Annotated in this window: 13 protein-coding genes; 9 read left to right on the top strand and 4 right to left on the bottom strand. The window is 26.0% G+C overall.

The features are described from left to right. Window positions 1-77 precede the first annotated feature (77 nt). Window positions 78-2,177, top strand: a complete 2,100-nt coding sequence (locus tag ACUN06_RS06105) for a sodium-translocating pyrophosphatase (RefSeq protein WP_449390218.1) — start codon at window positions 78-80, stop codon at window positions 2,175-2,177. A gap of 91 nt (window positions 2,178-2,268) precedes the next feature. Here the strand turns inward: ACUN06_RS06105 and ACUN06_RS06110 are convergent, their stop codons facing one another. Next, window positions 2,269-3,426, bottom strand: a complete 1,158-nt coding sequence (locus ACUN06_RS06110; RefSeq protein WP_412345480.1) for an amidase domain-containing protein — start codon at window positions 3,424-3,426, stop codon at window positions 2,269-2,271. Between the two features lie 155 nt (window positions 3,427-3,581). Between ACUN06_RS06110 and ACUN06_RS06115 the strand changes: the two genes are divergently transcribed. The 3 genes from ACUN06_RS06115 to ACUN06_RS06125 all read left to right on the top strand — a co-directional run bounded on the left by ACUN06_RS06115 (window position 3,582) and on the right by ACUN06_RS06125 (window position 5,771). Further along, entirely contained in the window at window positions 3,582-4,514 is a 933-nt protein-coding gene (locus tag ACUN06_RS06115) for a metallophosphoesterase (protein WP_294367154.1), read from the top strand. A gap of 74 nt (window positions 4,515-4,588) precedes the next feature. Then, window positions 4,589-5,332 carry an elongation factor P 5-aminopentanone reductase gene (gene ymfI / locus ACUN06_RS06120; RefSeq protein ID WP_291733151.1) on the top strand — a complete coding sequence of 248 codons (744 nt, stop codon included), beginning with the start codon at window positions 4,589-4,591 and terminating at the stop codon, window positions 5,330-5,332. A gap of 31 nt (window positions 5,333-5,363) precedes the next feature. Then, window positions 5,364-5,771, top strand: coding sequence for a hypothetical protein (locus ACUN06_RS06125; RefSeq protein WP_291733132.1), 408 nt, complete (start codon window positions 5,364-5,366; stop codon window positions 5,769-5,771). 133 nt (window positions 5,772-5,904) lie between these two features. On the opposite strand, the gene ACUN06_RS06130 is transcribed toward ACUN06_RS06125, so the two are convergent. After that, a complete protein-coding gene (locus ACUN06_RS06130; RefSeq protein ID WP_449390219.1) occupies window positions 5,905-7,443 on the bottom strand; it encodes a sensor histidine kinase in 1,539 nt (512 codons plus the stop codon). Beyond that, a complete protein-coding gene (locus ACUN06_RS06135) occupies window positions 7,409-8,095 on the bottom strand; it encodes a response regulator transcription factor (protein WP_291733133.1) in 687 nt (228 codons plus the stop codon). Before ACUN06_RS06135 ends, ACUN06_RS06130 begins: the two co-directional genes overlap by 35 nt. A gap of 194 nt (window positions 8,096-8,289) precedes the next feature. On the opposite strand from ACUN06_RS06135, the gene ACUN06_RS06140 reads away from it, so the two are divergent. The 3 genes from ACUN06_RS06140 to ACUN06_RS06150 are packed head-to-tail and all read left to right on the top strand — an operon-like array spanning window position 8,290 to window position 11,254. Beyond that, entirely contained in the window at window positions 8,290-9,531 is a 1,242-nt protein-coding gene (locus tag ACUN06_RS06140) for a M16 family metallopeptidase (protein WP_291733135.1), read from the top strand. 13 nt (window positions 9,532-9,544) lie between these two features. Next, window positions 9,545-10,180, top strand: coding sequence for a recombination regulator RecX (gene recX / locus ACUN06_RS06145; protein WP_302542644.1), 636 nt, complete (start codon window positions 9,545-9,547; stop codon window positions 10,178-10,180). Between the two features lie 18 nt (window positions 10,181-10,198). Beyond that, complete coding sequence (locus tag ACUN06_RS06150) at window positions 10,199-11,254, top strand: transglutaminase-like domain-containing protein (protein WP_449390220.1); 1,056 nt, start codon at window positions 10,199-10,201, stop codon at window positions 11,252-11,254. 9 nt (window positions 11,255-11,263) lie between these two features. On the opposite strand, the gene ACUN06_RS06155 is transcribed toward ACUN06_RS06150, so the two are convergent. Then, window positions 11,264-11,620, bottom strand: coding sequence for a tetratricopeptide repeat protein (locus ACUN06_RS06155; protein WP_291733142.1), 357 nt, complete (start codon window positions 11,618-11,620; stop codon window positions 11,264-11,266). A gap of 222 nt (window positions 11,621-11,842) precedes the next feature. Here ACUN06_RS06155 and ACUN06_RS06160 point away from each other — a divergent pair, with 222 nt between their 5' ends. Both ACUN06_RS06160 and ACUN06_RS06165 read left to right on the top strand, forming a co-directional pair. After that, window positions 11,843-16,132 carry an acyl-CoA dehydratase activase-related protein gene (locus tag ACUN06_RS06160; RefSeq protein WP_449390221.1) on the top strand — a complete coding sequence of 1,430 codons (4,290 nt, stop codon included), beginning with the start codon at window positions 11,843-11,845 and terminating at the stop codon, window positions 16,130-16,132. Between the two features lie 121 nt (window positions 16,133-16,253). Then, window positions 16,254-17,207 (top strand): carbohydrate kinase family protein, encoded by a 954-nt coding sequence (locus ACUN06_RS06165; RefSeq protein ID WP_294367165.1) that lies wholly within the window; start codon window positions 16,254-16,256, stop codon window positions 17,205-17,207. The last annotated feature ends 119 nt before the right edge of the window (window positions 17,208-17,326 follow it).

Genomic DNA, 17,326 nt, shown 5'->3' on the forward strand with positions numbered 1-17,326 from the left:
AAATAAATTCTACTAACAAATTAAAAGGACTATAATTAAAGTGTAGAAAAATTAAAATATAAGAGGGGGAAATAATTATGAAATTAATAGTTTTTGCACCTGTAGGAGCGACATTAGCATTACTATTTGCAGCATATTATACTTATACAGTATTTAAAATTGATGAAGGTACAGATAAGATGAAATATATTGCAAATAGTATAAGAAAGGGAGCTAATGCTTTTTTAAAGCGCCAATATAAAGGGGTTTCTATATTTTTTGTAGTTATGTTTGTCATTTTATTTATTTTATCAAGATTTAATTTTGTTAGTATATTTATGCCATTTGCATTTTTGACTGGTGGAATTTTCTCAGGATTGAGTGGATATTTAGGAATGAAAATTGCTACTAATTCAAATAGTAGAACTGCTAATGCTTGTATGAAAAGTTTAAATAGTGGATTAAGGGTTGCCTTTTCAAGTGGTTCAGTAATGGGATTAGTAGTTGTAGGTTTAGCATTAACAGATTTTAGTATTTGGTTCGGTATATTAAATTGGTATTATGGTTCAATGCCTATAAATGATAGAATTACAATAATTACAACTACGATGCTTACATTTAGTATGGGGGCATCTTCTATGGCTTTATTTGCAAGAGTGGGTGGAGGTATATTCACTAAGGCAGCTGATGTAGGTGCAGATTTAGTTGGTAAAGTAGAGGTTGGTATTCCAGAAGACGATCCTAGAAATCCAGCAGTTATAGCTGATAATGTAGGAGATAATGTAGGAGATGTAGCTGGTATGGGTGCTGATCTTTATGAATCTTATGCTGGCTCTATTTTATCTTCTTGTGCATTAGCAGTTGTAGCAGGGCTTTCTGTAAAAGGAGTTGCTATTCCAGTAATAATAGCATCTATAGGAGTAATAGCATCTATAATTGGAAGCTTTCTTGTAAAATCAAAGGAAGATGTTTCACAAAAGTCCTTATTAAAGGCATTAAGAAAAGGAACATATTTTTCGGCTATTGTAATAGCTGTTGTTTCCTTTTTTATAGTAAATGGTGTATTAGGAAAAGGTAATATAGGTATATATATATCAATATTATGTGGATTACTTGCTGGATTGTTAATAGGATTTTTTACAGAATATTATACAAGTGATAATTATAATCCTACAAAAAGTATTGCTAAGTCATCAGAAACAGGTGCAGCAACAGTAATTATTACTGGATTATCAGTAGGTATGAAATCTACAGCAGCACCAGTGATAATAATTGGATGTTCAATTTTAATTAGTTTTGTATCTTCAGGCGGATTTAATAATTTTAATATGGGGTTATTTGGAATAGCTTTATCATCAGTTGGTATGTTATCTACATTAGGAATTACATTAGCAACAGATGCATATGGACCAGTAGCAGATAATGCTGGAGGTATTGCAGAAATGGCAGAATTACCAGCAGAAGTAAGAAATAGAACTGATGCATTAGATTCTTTAGGAAATACTACAGCAGCAACAGGAAAAGGATTTGCAATTGGATCAGCAGCATTAACGGCTTTAGCATTTATAGCATCATATAAAAATTCAATAGAGCAATTAGCTATAACAAATAATATAGCATTTAAATTTGATTTATCAATATTAAATCCACAAGTTTTAATTGGGGCATTTATAGGTGCAATGGTTACTTTTGCATTTTCTTCATGTACTATGAGTGCTGTGGGAAGAGCAGCAAGTAAAATAGTTATAGAAGTTAGGAGGCAATTTAAAGAAATTAAAGGTTTGATGGAGAAGAAAGCTGAGCCAGATTATGAAGCGTGTGTTGATATTTGTACAAAATCATCTCAAAAAGAACTTATAGTAATTGCATTGATTACAATAGTATCTCCTTTATTAGTTGGAATTATTTTAGGGCCTAATGGAGTTACTGGATTATTGGCAGGATCAACTATATGTGGATTTGTTTTAGCTGTAATGATGTCAAATTCAGGTGGAGCATGGGATAATGCTAAGAAGTATATAGAAGCTGGAAATTTAGGTGGTAAGGGTTCAAATTGTCATAAGGAGGCTGTTGTTGGTGATACAGTAGGAGATCCATTTAAGGATACATCAGGACCTGCATTAAATATTTTGATTAAATTAATGTCAATTATATCTATAGTATTTGGTATGGTAATATTGACATTTCACATATTTTAATTAGTTAGCAGTTAATAATTAGGAGTTAGTAGTTTTATAAAAAATTAGTTGTAGCTAAGTTTTATTAACTACAACTCCTAACTTATAATTATTAATAGTGTACATCTATAAAATGAAATTTAATATTGCTATTACTCCAACCTAAATCATATGGAACAAGCATTCTATCAGTATTGTGGCAAGTAACTAAAGGATAACCTTTAGAATCTAATCCTGTTACTGTAGAAACATGAGTTATTCTACCTCTTTTTTCATAAGCAACGATATCACCTGGACGTAAATTAAAAGCAGATTTATAAGTTTCATAATATGGTCCCTTATCAATATAAGAGCCACGACCACTACTTATTAAATAATTTTTAAAACTTTGAGCATTTACCCATGCTTTTGTAGCATTTTTATTACAGTAGTTCCAAGTATTATTTTTTTTAAAACCTCCACCTTCGTACATAATTTGTGAAGCAAAATTTGCACAGTCACCACCATCAGGGTTGAAATTTTTATAGTTTTTATTATATTTAAATAAATGTTCTATATCATCACTAATGCCACAATATTCATGAGCGTAATTTATTGCCTTTTGTGTTCTCTCATCTGGTGTATAATCAGGTTTTATATGATTTAAAATGGTTGTTTTAATATCATTACAATTAAGATTTTCTAAATCAAGAGAATCTGCTAAAGGATCAGTATACCATTCTTTAATTATAAGATAGCTATCGCCATTATTTTTTAGATTAATATAATGACATGTGCCTAATTTAAATAAATTTTCTATAGTAGGTTGATCTTGATAACTATAACCAAATGTAGTACTAGCATAACAAACTACGTTATAAACATCCTTTTCTATTTTTTTTACATTACAAACTTTTATAATTGAATTTATTTTTGTAAATGAAACACATTGTTTTTCACACCAATTTGTAAAATATTTAGTTTTAGTTACTTCTTTTTCATAAGCCCATTTACCTACCTTTTTATTTAAATCATAAAATAATTTTAAGCCTTCACTATCACCAGTTAAAATAGCTGAATTTCTATTTAAAAATATATTTTCAATAAGTGGTTGAAATTCTTCTATTAATTCATTATTTTTATCATTTGTCAAATTATTATTTTGGGTATATAAATTATTATTTGATGTTATAAAAGCATATGAAATTAAAGAATTAAAATTAAATATAATTAATATAAATAAAAATATTTTATAAAAGCAGCTTTTATTTTTAAAATATAATTTTTTCATAATCATTGCTCCCTTTGTTATTTAGAAATTATAAATATTAATATATATATAGTTTGTGTAATAAAGATAATTTTTATATATAAATTAAATGGCAATAAATTATCAAATGTTATTTCGAATTCATAATATATATAAATAATTAAATTGAGGTAATTATGTCAGTAAAAGAATTAAAAGAGATATATGAAAATGGATTTATATTAGAGTTTGATGATAATGATAAAATAGTATTTATTTCAGATGTTCATAGAGGCGATGGAACATATTCAGACTCACTCTTACCAAATAGAAATATTTATATAACTGCACTTAAATATTATTTAGAGAAAAATTATATTTATATAGAAGTTGGAGATGGAGATGAGTTATGGAAAAATAAGAACTGTAATGAAATTTCTTTTTTTTATGATGATGTATTTAAGTTATTTAATAAGTTTAATAAAAAAGGTAATATTTATTGTATAACTGGAAATCATGATATTATTAAACAATATTCTAATTATAAAAAAAAGGAAGAAAAATCATTGAGAAAAGTTGGGGCTAATTATGGAAAGGAATTTATTAAATTCATTGAAAATAATACTTTTTATACAGGAATTAACTTATTATATAAACCATTAGGGGAGAAAATTTTAGTTGTTCATGGTCATCAAGTTGACTTTTGGAATAACGAAGTTTGGAAAATAAATAGATTTTTAGTAAGATATATATGGAGATTTTTAAATGGAATTGCAGGATTTAAAGATCCAACAAGGTCAGCTAAAAGTAAAACTAAAAGAAGTAGAATAGACATAAGACTTCAATCATGGGCAAGAGATAATTGTACAATGCTATTGTGTGGGCATACTCATAATAGTAGATTTCCAGATTTGTATGAACCACCATATTTTAATGATGGATGTTGTGTTTATCCATATGCAATGACAGCAATTGAAATAGAAAAGGGAGAAATAAAACTTGTTAAATGGATAATAGATGCACAAGAAACTGGTTCACTTTGGGTAACAAAAAAGGATATTGCAGGGCCTGTTAAAGTTGCTGAGTATTTAAAGTATGCACAAGAAGAAAGACTTAGGAGAAAAAAATAAATAAGTTTTATAATTATTTTGATATGATAAAAAATTTAAATTATAATAAAGTTAGAACTAGAGAGGAGATTGTAATGGACAGTTTAACAGGAAAGGTAGCATTAGTAACAGGTGCATCTAGAGGAATAGGAAGTGCTATTGCAAAAAAATTAGCTTTAAATGGTGCAAGTGTTATTATAAATTATTCAAAAGATGATATTGGGGCTAATAATACATTAAAGGAAATAACAAAAAGTGGTGGCTATGCAAAAACTATAAAAAAAGATATATCTTATTACAGCAATTGTATTGAATTAATAAATGAAGTTATAACTACTTTTGGGAAAATAGATATATTAGTAAATAATGCAGCTAAATCTGAAATTGGATTGTTTATGGACTTTAAAAGGGAAAATATAAATAATTTAATGAATATTAATTTATTAGCACCAATGTATTTATCACAAGCAGTATTACCATCAATGATATCAAAGGGGAGTGGTAATATAATTAATATTTCATCTATTTGGGGAGAAACAGGAGCATCTTGTGAAGTTGTTTATTCAACTACTAAGGGAGGATTAAATTTATTTACTAAATCATTAGCAAAGGAAGTTGCACCTTTTGGAATTAGAGTAAATGCAATAGCACCTGGAGTTATTAATACAGAAATGAATAGTTTTTTAAGTGAAGATGAAAAAATGAAATTAATAGAAGAAATTCCAATGGGGAGATTTGGAAATGGAGATGAAGTTGCAAATACTGTAGTATTTTTATGCCAAAATCATATCTCATATTTAACAGGTCAAATAATAAAAATTGATGGTGGATTTTTATAATAGACAAATGAAAGTGACGTTGATGATATAAATGATAAAAATAAAAATAGATAAAAATAAATTAAATGAGCCAGTTTTTAAATTATGGTTTAAAGAATTAAATGAAAAAGAAGAGCGTTTTTTAAAAAGAGCATTAATTGAAAGCAAGGAAATACAAGGGTCATATAAATATGAAATACCAATAAAATTTTTGCTACCAATAATAAATAACATAGGAAAAGAAAATATTAAAATTGATAGACATAGTAAATTATCATTTTTAGAGTTTTCAGATGATTTTGATGAGAAATATTTTTATATTTTCCAAGTAAATGCAAGATATATGAAGAAGTGGCGTGAAGAAAGATGTCCTAATATATTTAAAATAGAAATTGACAAGGAAACATTAGAAATAAAAAAAGAAGTAATATTTAAGAAAATAGATCCTGTATATGTTTAAGAAAATTAAGTATTAAATTTTATAAATGTAAAGTAGTAATTCATAATTTTTGAATAAAATTATGAAATAATAAAAGAGATAATAGTTGATTTTAAAAATTGTACTATCATCTCTTTTGTTATATATGAAAACATTATTCAAATTCATCAAATAATATATCTTGTTTTCTTAATGTAAACTTAAATAAAACACCATCTTGTGTATTACTAAGTGAAAATTCACTTTTATGAAGTGATAAAATTCTTTGAACAGTTGCTAAACCAAGGCCATAACTATTTTTTGTTCTATCTCCTGATTTATCTAATCTATAAAATTTGGCAAAAACATTCTCTAATTCTTTTTCTGGAATTTTAATTCCTTTATTTTCAATTGAAATTAAATAATTGATTTCTTCTTCTTTTACTGAAATAATAATATCATTTCCTGCAGGAGTATATTTAATAGTATTAGATAAAAGATTTTGAACAACACGTTCTAATGTTATAACATCTCCTTCAACATAAGCATATGAAGGTAAGTCAAATTTAACATGTAAATCTTTATTTTTAAACTCTAAGGACAATTTTTTTACCATTCCACGAAGTAACCTTACAATATTAAAGGATTCTAAGTGCAAACCAATTGTTTCTGATTCAAGTTTAGATAAATCTAGCATATTTGTTATAAGTAAATTCATTTTATTTGCTTCATCTATTATTGTATCTAAATATACAAAGGAATCTTTACCAGAAACTATTCCATCACGTAATCCTTCAGCGTAACCACTTATAATTCCAAGTGGAGTTCTTAAATCATGACTAACGCTTGAAACGAAATCTTTTCTCATATTTTCAAGATTACGTTCTTTTTCAATATCTCTTTCTAGTTGATCATTTTTTTCTTGAAGAGTTTGAAGTGCATTTTCTAAGTTTGAAGATAAAAAATTTAATGTATTTGCAAGATTGCCAATTTCATCATCAGAATTTATTTCACATTTCACATCAAAATCAAAATTAGACATTTTTTTTGCTACATTATTTAAATTAATAAGAGGATTACTAATTAATTTAGAATAAATTCTTGATAAAAATATAGCTAATATTAAAAATCCAATTAATAAATAAAAGTAAAAACTACGGATTACACTAGAAGCTTCTTTTATTGGTTGGATTGATGAAACTGAAATAAGGATAGAATCATTTTCATTTTGTATTGAAATTGGTGAAATTATTCCTATTTGTTTATAATTGCTACTTTTATTTTTAAATATTGTACTTTGAACTTTATTATTATATAATACATCTTCAATTAAATCAGTATTATACAATAAATCAGAACAAAAATTAGTTAAAGATTTCATATCATCTAAGTTATTATTATCAAAATAAGATAAATATTTTATGGAGCCGGTATCAACAGAAAAAATGGCAACCCTTGAGTTATTTTTTTCTTCAAAATTCTTTAATGCAGATGTTAGTGTCTTGGTATCAAAGTCTTGATAAGAATATAAAGCTTTTATTCTTTTAACATCTAGGATTAATGATTCTGTTTTTTTTGAAAGATAAAAGTCTTCAAAAAATATAGTTTGAAGTAAAAATGTAAAACAAAATACAACAGAAATTAATCCAAAGGTTATTATTGTAATTCTTTTTGAAATACTATTGTTCATTTGGAATTTCAAATTTATAGCCACTTCCTCTCACTGTAATAATATAATTAGATTTAGAAGCTAATTTTTCACGTAATCTTTTTATATTGGTATCAACAGTTCTTAAATCACCATAGTAATCAATACCCCAAACATTGTCTAATATAATATCTCTACTTAATGCAATACCTATATTATCAGATAAATATACTAAAAGTTCAAATTCCTTTGGAGAAAGCATAAGAGGTTCATCATTTATTTTTACTTCATGAGCTAATTTGTTAATAGTTAATCCATTAAAGTTTTGATTTGGACTAAAGTCCAAATCATTATTAGTTGTCCTTTTTAATAGAGCTTTAATTTTAGCTATTAAAATTTTAGGAGAAAATGGTTTAGTTACATAATCATCAGCACCCATTTCATATCCAAATAACTTATCTTCTTCTTGGCCTTTGGCAGTTAGTAAAATTATAGGAAGATCTGAAACAGTTCTAATTGTTTCTAAAACCGTAATACCATCAATTTTAGGCATCATAATATCTAAAAGTATTAAATCAATTTTATTATTTTTAAATACAAATATTCCTTCATCACCATCAGAAGCTTCTAAAACATTGAAACCTTCTGATTTTAAATAGTCTCTTAGCAAAAATCTTATTTTTAACTCATCTTCAATTATTAGTATTGTTTTATTCATAAATCCTCCTTTAAAAACAGCTATTAAATAGATTATATAGTATTATTGCATAAATATAAACTAAGAATTTAAAGTAATTTTAAAAGTAAAAGGGGAAAAGTGAGATCAAAATTATTAAATTGTTGTAATTAAGCAATAAACATATTATATTATAATTCTAGGAAAAAAGAAATTTAGGTGGGGAAAGGTAACAAATGGTTAAGTTAAATTTTGATGTAAAAACACATATTCTAAAAAATGGATTAGAAGTTATTACTATAAAGAAAAATACCCAAATCTCATCAATTAACATAGGAATAAAAGTAGGAGCCTTAAATGAAAGTCTTGAAGAAAAAGGAATTTCACATTATATAGAACATATGATTTTTAAGGGGACTAAAAATAGAACATTTCAAAAGTTAAATGATGAATTAGAAGCTTTAGGAGGAGAATATAATGCATTCACAGATTATTCTCAAACAGTTTATTCTATAAGTTGTTTAGAGGAAGAATTAAAAAATGCAATAGAATTATTAAGTGATATGCTTATTAATTCTGAATTTCCTGAGGAAGAAATAGATAAGGAAAGAGGAGTAATTTTAGCTGAAATAAGATCAAGTAAAGATAATATTGAAGATATTAGCTTTAAGAGAGTTAATGAAGCTGCATTTGAAAAAAGTGCATTAAGATTTGATGTTGCAGGGTTAGATAAAAATGTTAAAGGATTTAATAGAAATGAACTTTATCAATACTATAAAAAATATTATGTTCCTAATAATTCCTTAATAACAATGGTATCATCATTAAGTCATGATGAGGCTATTAAAGAAATAGAAAAGCATTTTGATAACTGGGAGGCAAAGAAATTAATAAATTTAAATATTAAAGATGAAAAAAATAAATGTGTAAAGAAAATAACAACAAAGGAAAATATTGAATTAAGCACTATAGTTTATTTATTTACATTTTATGATTTAAATAAGGAAGATGAATTAGCACTTAGAATTTTAAATCATCGTTTAGGAGAAAGTGCAAATTCATTATTATTTAGAGAAGTTAGGGAAAATAGAGGATTAGCTTATGATATATATTCTCATTTAGATATAACTAAAAATGTGAAAACTTTATATATTTACACAGCAGTTGATGAAGAAGATATAGAAGCTGCTTCTAATGCAATAGAAGAAATATTTAGAGATATAAAGACTAAAAAGATTTTAATTGGAGATAATGATTTAAATATAATGAAAAAAGTTCATAAGACAGCTGTAATTTCTACGTTAGAAGATTCAACAGAGTTATGTAGTTATATTTTAAGTCAAAGTTTAGAAGGGGAAGATATATTTGAATTTTTAAAGGATATGGAAAACTTAAATAATATTACTGCCGATGAAATTTATGAGGTGGCAAATAAAGTTTTAAATAATCCTACAATTCATATACTAAAATCATCATAGATTGGTAATAATTATGAATATAATAACTAAAATGGAAATTAGCAAAAGAAATAAAGAACGTATAAATATTTATATTGATGAAGAATATGCATTTTCAATTAGTGCTGAGCTTGTGTATAAGGAAAATTTAAAGGTTAAGGATAAAGTTGATGTGCAACTATTAAGAAAGTTATCAGATGAAGATAATTATATTAAATGTAAAAATACTGCACTTAAAATAATTGAAAGAACTTATAAAAGTGAAAAGGAATTAGCAGAAAGATTAGAATTAAAGGGATATGATAGCCATATAATAAAACGTACTATAAATTTTATGAAGGAATATAATTTATTAAATGATAATAGTTATGCAACAATGTACGTAAAGGATAAGTCAAAAATAGCTGGAAAAAGAAAAATAAAATATACATTACTTCAAAAAGGTATTGATGAAAATATAATTGAAAATGAATTAGAAAAACTTGATAATAATGAATTAAAAAATGCAGCATATGAAATGGCATTAAAAAAATATAAAGTTATTAGCAAAAGAGAAGCTGATGAATATAAACTAATGCAAAAGTTATATAGATTTTTAATGGGGAAGGGGTATGATTATGATTTAATTAAAGATGTTGTAAAATCTATAGTTAAATCAGAAGATTTCTAATTAAAAGGGGTAGTCTTAATGAATGAAATACTCTCTTATGCTATATGTTTTTTAATAATTTTATTAATAGCTTTATTTAATGTTAAGGGAACATTAAGTAATAGAAATATCTCTTATTATTTAAAAAAGACACTTTATTATATATCTATACTTATTACTATAGTAATAATGAATTTAAGAATTAATATAATACTAAAAAAAATTACTAATATATCAACAAATTATTTAAATTTAACAGGAATTTATAATGATATAAGTAAAATAGCTTTATTTGTGGTACTTTTTTTTGTAATTCAGATATGTGTATATAAGATATTAAAGAAAATTATAGTATCAATTTTTAAAAATATTAATAAAGAAAATACTATATTAATGACATTATTATCTTTGATTTTGGGAACAATAAAAGGATTTTCAGTAGTATTAATACTTTTTTTTATAATTAGTATGTATAATAATATTCTAGGCGCTTATAATTCATTTGAGTTTTTTAAAGAAAATAAAATATATAACCAAGTATCTTCAATAGTAGAAAAAGGTAATAATACTTTAACAGATGAAGTTGTTGAAAACTTTTTACCAGCTAATAAAATAATTATTTATTATAATGGTGTTACGTTAGAAGAAGGTATAAAATCTACAGATGAAATCGATGAATATGCAAAAGAATTAACTAAAAATGTAAGTAATGACATGGATAAGTCGAGAATATTATATTCATGGATTGGAAGCAATATAGAATATGATTATGATAGAGCAGAAAAAGCATTAAATAATGAAAAAGTTGAAGATAGTGGAGCTATTTCAGCATTTAAAAAAAGAAGTGGTATTTGTTTTGATTATTCTTGTCTTTATGTTGCTATGGCTAGGGCTGTAAATTTAAAGGTAAGATTATTAACAGGTACGGCTTATGATGGTGAAAAATATGGACCACATGCATGGAATGAAGTTTATATAAGTGAAATTGATAATTGGATTCCAGTAGATACAACTTTTTATTTATCTGGAGATTATTTCAATAGTAAAAATTTTTATGAAGACCACATAACTGATAGTATTGCAGGAGAATGGTAAAAGCGCTTTTTAAAGCGCTTTTTTATTTTTTGAAATTAATAGATTAATTGCTTTTTCACAATCTTTATCGGAAGCATCTAATGCCCATGCTCTATTGAAATAAATTAAAGCTTTATTTATATTTTCAAGCATTGCATAACAGTATGCTAAATTAAAATAATATTTACTTTCTTTTTGAATATCTAAAGCTTTTTTTAACATATCTATTGCACTGTTAAAATCTTTAAGTTTAATGTAGCAAACACCTGCATTATAATAAGCACAACTTTCATTTTCACCTATATCAATGGACTCTATATAATTTTCTAGTGCTTTAGAATAATCTTTATTATTGTAATATTTATTTCCATCATTAAAGTAACTCATAGCAACCTCCTAAGTACTTATTAATATATTTTAATTATTGTCTTTACGAAGTAATATTATTCAAAAAGTATTAAATTTAGAATGATTTAATATAATACAATTTATTACTTATCAAAAAAATTAATAACTATATAATTGATAAAAATGTAAAAAAGGCATGTGGAAAAAATATCCAAGTGTGATATAATTTAAGTGATTATATTTTGGAAAGAGTGGTATAAAATGGGGTATTATAAATTAGGAATAGATGTAGGATCAACTACAATTAAAGTTGTAGCATTAGATAGTTATAATAAAGTAATTTATAATGACTATAGAAGACATTTTTCTAATATAAAAAATACTTTGATAGATTCATTAGAAGAGTGTTTTAAGAAAATTGGAAATTTTGATTTGAAGATTACTGTTACTGGTTCAGGTGGAATAGGGGTTGCACAATGGTTACAATGTGATTTTCAACAAGAGGTTATAGCTTGTACTAGGGCAGTAGAGGAATTTATAAATAAAACTGATGTTGTTATTGAATTAGGTGGAGAAGATGCTAAGATAACATATTTAAAAGGTGGAATAGATCAAAGAATGAATGGAACATGTGCTGGTGGAACAGGTGCTTTTATTGATCAAATGGCTATCTTATTAAATACTGATGCACAAGGATTAAATATATTAGCAAGAGATGCTGAAAATATTTATCCAATAGCTTCACGATGTGGTGTTTTTGCAAAAACTGATATTCAACCATTAATTAATGAAGGGGCAAAGAAAAGTGACATTGCAGTATCAATATTTCAAGCAGTAGTAGATCAAACAATTAGTGGATTAGCTTGTGGTAAGCCAATTAGAGGAAAGGTTACATTTTTAGGTGGACCGCTTCATTTTCTTGATAGCTTAAGAGAAAGATTTATTAAAACACTAAATTTAAAGGAAGGGGAGTATTTTGTTCCGGAAAATTCAGAAATTTATGTTGCATTAGGAGCTGCAATTTTATCTGAAAATAATGAAATAATTAGTTCTAAGGAACTTATTAAAAAATTAAATTCAATTAGTGAAAAAGAAATAGAAGATAATTTTTTAGAACCATTATTTAAAAATGATAAGGAGTATTTTGATTTTAAAAAGAGGCATGATTCAAGTGTTGTGCCTAAGAGCGATTTAAAAACATATAAGGGGAATATATTTTTAGGTATAGATGTAGGTTCAACTACAACGAAAGCTGTAGTTTTAGGGCAAAATGGTGAACTTTTATATTCTAGTTATAATAATAATGAAGGAAGTCCACTAAATAAAACTTTAGAAATATTAAAAGAATTATATATATTAATAAATAAAGATACAAGAATAGCAAAAGCAGCAGTTACTGGTTATGGAGAAGGATTAATTAAGGCTGCATTAGGTATAGATATTGGAGAAATAGAAACTATTTGCCACTTTAGGGGGGCAAAGGAGTTTATGCCTAATGTAGAGTTTATTTTGGATATAGGTGGACAAGATATGAAAGCCTTAATGATTAAAGATGGAGTTATCAATAACATTTTATTAAATGAAGCTTGTTCATCAGGATGTGGTTCATTTATTGAAGGATTTAGTAAATCACTTGGAATTTCTATAGATGAATTTGCTAAATTAGCTATTAGTTCAAAAAGGCCAGTTGATTTAGGTTCAAGATGTACAGTATTTATGAATTCAAAAGTTAAACAAGTACAAAAAGAAGGAGTTAGTGTTTCTGATATATCAGCAGGACTTTCGTATTCAGTAATTAAAAATGCCTTATATAAGGTAATAAAAATAAGAAATTTTGATGAATTAGGTAAAAACATAATTGTACAAGGTGGTACTTTTTATAATGATGGTATATTAAGAAGTTTTGAAAAGATAACTGGAATAAATGTAGTTAGACCAGAAATAGCTGGGCTTATGGGAGCTTATGGAGCAGCTCTTATAAGTAAAGAAAATCATAAGGAAAATGAAATTTCAACTATAATTACAAGGGATAAGATTAATGACTTTACGATAGAAACAAGCTGTGAGAGATGTGGAATATGTGGTAATAATTGCTTATTGACAATTAATAAGTTTAGTGAAACTGAAAAGTATATTACAGGTAATAGATGTGAAAGGCCGTTGGGGGAAATTGCAAAAAAGAAAAATGTGCCTAACTTATATAAATATAAGTTAAAAAGGATTTTTTCTTATAAACCTCTAAGTAAAGAAGAAGCTATAAGAGGTGAAATTGGTATTCCTAGAGTTTTAAATATGTATGAAAATTATCCATTTTGGTTTACATTTTTAACAAAATTGAAGTTTAAAGTTGTATTATCTCCAATATCTAATAAAGGAATATTTAAACTAGGAATAGAAACTATACCTTCTGAATCTGCATGTTATCCAGCAAAAATAAGTCATGGTCATATAATGTATTTAATTAATAAGGGATTAAAAATTATTTTTTATCCATGTGTACCATATGAATATAAAGAAGATTCAGGTGCTAACAATCATTATAATTGTCCAATGGTAACTTCTTATCCTGATGTTATAAAAAATAATATAGATGATTTAAAAGAAAAAAATATTAAATACCTTTCACCTTTTTTATCATTACACAATAAGGAGAAATTATATAAGAGACTTTATGAAATATTTGAAGAATTTAATGTAACCAAAAAAGAAATAATAGAAGCTTTAGATGCAGCTTTTAATGAAAGAGAAAATGTAGTAAGTGATATAAGAAAAAAAGGGGAAGAAACATTAAAATATATAGAAGAGCATAAAATGAAAGGAATTGTTTTAAGTGGTAGGCCTTATCATATTGATCCAGAAATCAATCATGGGTTAACAGATATTATAACTTCATTTAATATGGCTGTTCTTACTGAAGATAGTGTTGCTCATTTAGGAAATTTAGAAAGACCAATAAGGGTTGTTGATCAATGGATGTATCATACAAGGTTATATAGAGCAGCAGCATTTGTAAAAGAGAGAACTGACTTAGAATTAATACAATTAACTTCCTTTGGATGTGGATTAGATGCAGTTACAAGTGATCAAGTAGCAGAAATATTGGCAAGTCGCGGCAAAATGTATACCCTAATAAAAATAGATGAAGGTAGCAATTTAGGGGCTGTAAAAATAAGAATAAGATCTCTTAAGTCTGCAATGGAAGAAAGAGAAAAAAATAATGTAAAATTAAAAAATATAGATAATAGCTATAATAAAAATTTATTTACTAAGGAAATGAAAAAGGATTGGACTATTCTTGCACCACAAATGTCACCTATACATTTTCAATTTATAGAAAAGGCAGCAAGAGCAAGTGGATATAATATTGATGTATTACCTGCAAATGATAAAGAAGCAATAGAAGAAGGGATTAAATATGTAAATAATGACGCATGTTATCCATCTATATTGGTTATTGGGCAAATGATTAATGCATTGAAAAGTGGTAAATATGACCCAAATAAAACAGCATTAATAATAAGTCAAACAGGTGGAGGTTGTAGGGCTACAAATTATGTAGGATTTTTAAAGAAGGGATTAAGAGAAGCTGGATTTCCTAATGTGCCTATAATTTCTTTAAATGTATTAGGTATGGAAAGGCAACCTGGATTTAAAATTTCCTATAGACTTATAAAGAAACTTATGATGGGAGTAATTTATGGTGATTTATTCATTAGAGTTCTTTATAGAGTAAGACCTTATGAAACTGTAAAAGGATCTGCAAATAAATTATATGAATATTATAGGGAAAAGGCATTTAAAAATGTAGAAAACGGCAATAAGAATGAAATGAATAAATTAGTTAAAGAAATAGTTAAAGTATTTGATACTTTAGAAATAAATGATGAAGTTAAACCTAAGGTTGGAATTGTTGGAGAAATATTAGTTAAATATCATCCAACAGCAAATAATAATATTGTAGATGTTTTAGAAAAAGAAGGTGCTGAGGTTGTTGTACCAGAATTATTAGATTTCTTTTTATATTGCTGTTATAATTCAAAATTTAAAAATAGATATTTATCAGGAAGTAGTATAGTTAAAACAGGATGTGATATTGCAATATCTTATATAGAATCATATAGAAAAGTAGTAATAAAAGAGTTGCAAAATAGTGAAAGATTTGGATATCCAAGCTCTATAAATAATTTAGCAAAAAAAGCTGCTAATGTTGTATCATTAGGCAACCAAACAGGAGAAGGATGGTTATTAACAGGAGAAATGGTAGAATTAATAGAAAGTGATGTAAATAATATTGTTTGTATACAACCATTTGCTTGTTTACCTAACCATATTACTGGAAAAGGAATGATTAAAGCATTAAAGTCTAAATATCCACTTGCAAATATAGTTGCAGTAGATTATGATCCAGGTGCTTCAGAAGTTAATCAGTTAAATAGAATAAAGCTTATGATGTCAGTTGCATTTAAAAATTTAAAAGTTCCACAACAAGATTACAACTATAGAAAAGAAGTAAAAATAGATATAAATACATTAAGAACAAACAATATTTAACTAAAAAAAGATGGGGAAAATAAAAAAAACGACATTTTTTTTATTTTCTCTTTATTTTTTTTAATCTCTTTACTATAATGTATTTATATTTTAACGTAAATTTAATGGCAGGAGAGATAATATGAATGATAATAATCCTTATGTATTAGTTTTAGGGGCCTCGATTGTAGACATTTTTGGTTTTTGTGGGAGAAGTTATGCACAAAGGGACTCTATACCAGGTCATATAAAAATATCTTTTGGTGGGGTTTGTAGAAATATTTCAGAAAACCTTGCTAGGGTAGGAGTAAAAACAGAATTTATTTCAATTTTAGGTGATGATGAAAATGGAAAGAGCATTTTTGAACATTCTAAGAGATTAGGATATAATATGGAAAATTCATTATTCCTAAAAAATGAAAGCACACCTACATATATGGCAATTTTAAATCATCAAGGTGAAATGGAATCAGCTGTAGTTGATATGGAAAGTTTAAATAAAATGGATAAAAACTTTATAGATGAAAAAGACAATATATTTGAAAATGCAAAATATACAATTGTAGATTCAGATAATCCAGAATTATTAGAGTATATTTTAAAGAAATATGAATGTAAAAGTAATTTTATATTAGATCCAGTATCAGCTAAGAAGGCGAAGAAAATACGTCATTTAATAAAGTATTTCCATACAATAAAACCTAATAGATTTGAAACAGAAGCATTATGTGGTTTTAAAATTAAAGGTAATGAGGATTTAAGAAGAGCGGGAAGATTTTTTATTGAGCAAGGAGTAGAAAATGTATTTATAAGCTTAGATGCAGATGGAATATATTATATTACAAAAGATGGAGAAGAAGGCACTCTTGCATGTTGCGATAAAATTGATGTAAAAAATGTTACTGGAGCTGGTGATTCATTTGTTGCAGGAATTGGATATGGATACATGAATAATTTAAGTATTAAAGATACATTAAAGTATGCAATGGCTATGTCTATAATAACAATAACTCATGAGGAAACTATTAATCCAGATATGTGTCATAACTCAGTTGAAAATTTTGTTAAAAATAATAAATGGGTTGAAAAAAATTAATTTTAAATGGAGATGTCGCATTAAGAATAAATCCTACAATATATTGTATTAATTTTTATTTTTTAAAACAATATATTGTGTATAAAAGTTTTAGTGCGACAGCTCCATTTTTTTTTGAA

It is taken from the genome of Clostridium sp. ETTB3 (assembly GCF_053571985.1).

Excerpts from the sequence above, each read along its gene's own strand:
- ACUN06_RS06105 (WP_449390218.1), top strand. The coding sequence starts at position 78 with ATGAAATTAATAGTTTTTGCACCTGTAGGAGCGACATTAGCATTACTA.
- ACUN06_RS06150 (WP_449390220.1), top strand. The coding sequence starts at position 10,199 with ATGAATGAAATACTCTCTTATGCTATATGTTTTTTAATAATTTTATTA.
- ymfI (WP_291733151.1), top strand. The coding sequence starts at position 4,589 with ATGGACAGTTTAACAGGAAAGGTAGCATTAGTAACAGGTGCATCTAGA.
- ACUN06_RS06140 (WP_291733135.1), top strand. The coding sequence starts at position 8,290 with ATGGTTAAGTTAAATTTTGATGTAAAAACACATATTCTAAAAAATGGA.
- recX (WP_302542644.1), top strand. The coding sequence starts at position 9,545 with ATGAATATAATAACTAAAATGGAAATTAGCAAAAGAAATAAAGAACGT.
- ACUN06_RS06155 (WP_291733142.1), bottom strand. The coding sequence starts at position 11,620 with ATGAGTTACTTTAATGATGGAAATAAATATTACAATAATAAAGATTAT.
- ACUN06_RS06115 (WP_294367154.1), top strand. The coding sequence starts at position 3,582 with ATGTCAGTAAAAGAATTAAAAGAGATATATGAAAATGGATTTATATTA.
- ACUN06_RS06125 (WP_291733132.1), top strand. The coding sequence starts at position 5,364 with ATGATAAAAATAAAAATAGATAAAAATAAATTAAATGAGCCAGTTTTT.
- ACUN06_RS06165 (WP_294367165.1), top strand. The coding sequence starts at position 16,254 with ATGAATGATAATAATCCTTATGTATTAGTTTTAGGGGCCTCGATTGTA.
- ACUN06_RS06135 (WP_291733133.1), bottom strand. The coding sequence starts at position 8,095 with ATGAATAAAACAATACTAATAATTGAAGATGAGTTAAAAATAAGATTT.
- ACUN06_RS06160 (WP_449390221.1), top strand. The coding sequence starts at position 11,843 with ATGGGGTATTATAAATTAGGAATAGATGTAGGATCAACTACAATTAAA.
- ACUN06_RS06110 (WP_412345480.1), bottom strand. The coding sequence starts at position 3,426 with ATGAAAAAATTATATTTTAAAAATAAAAGCTGCTTTTATAAAATATTT.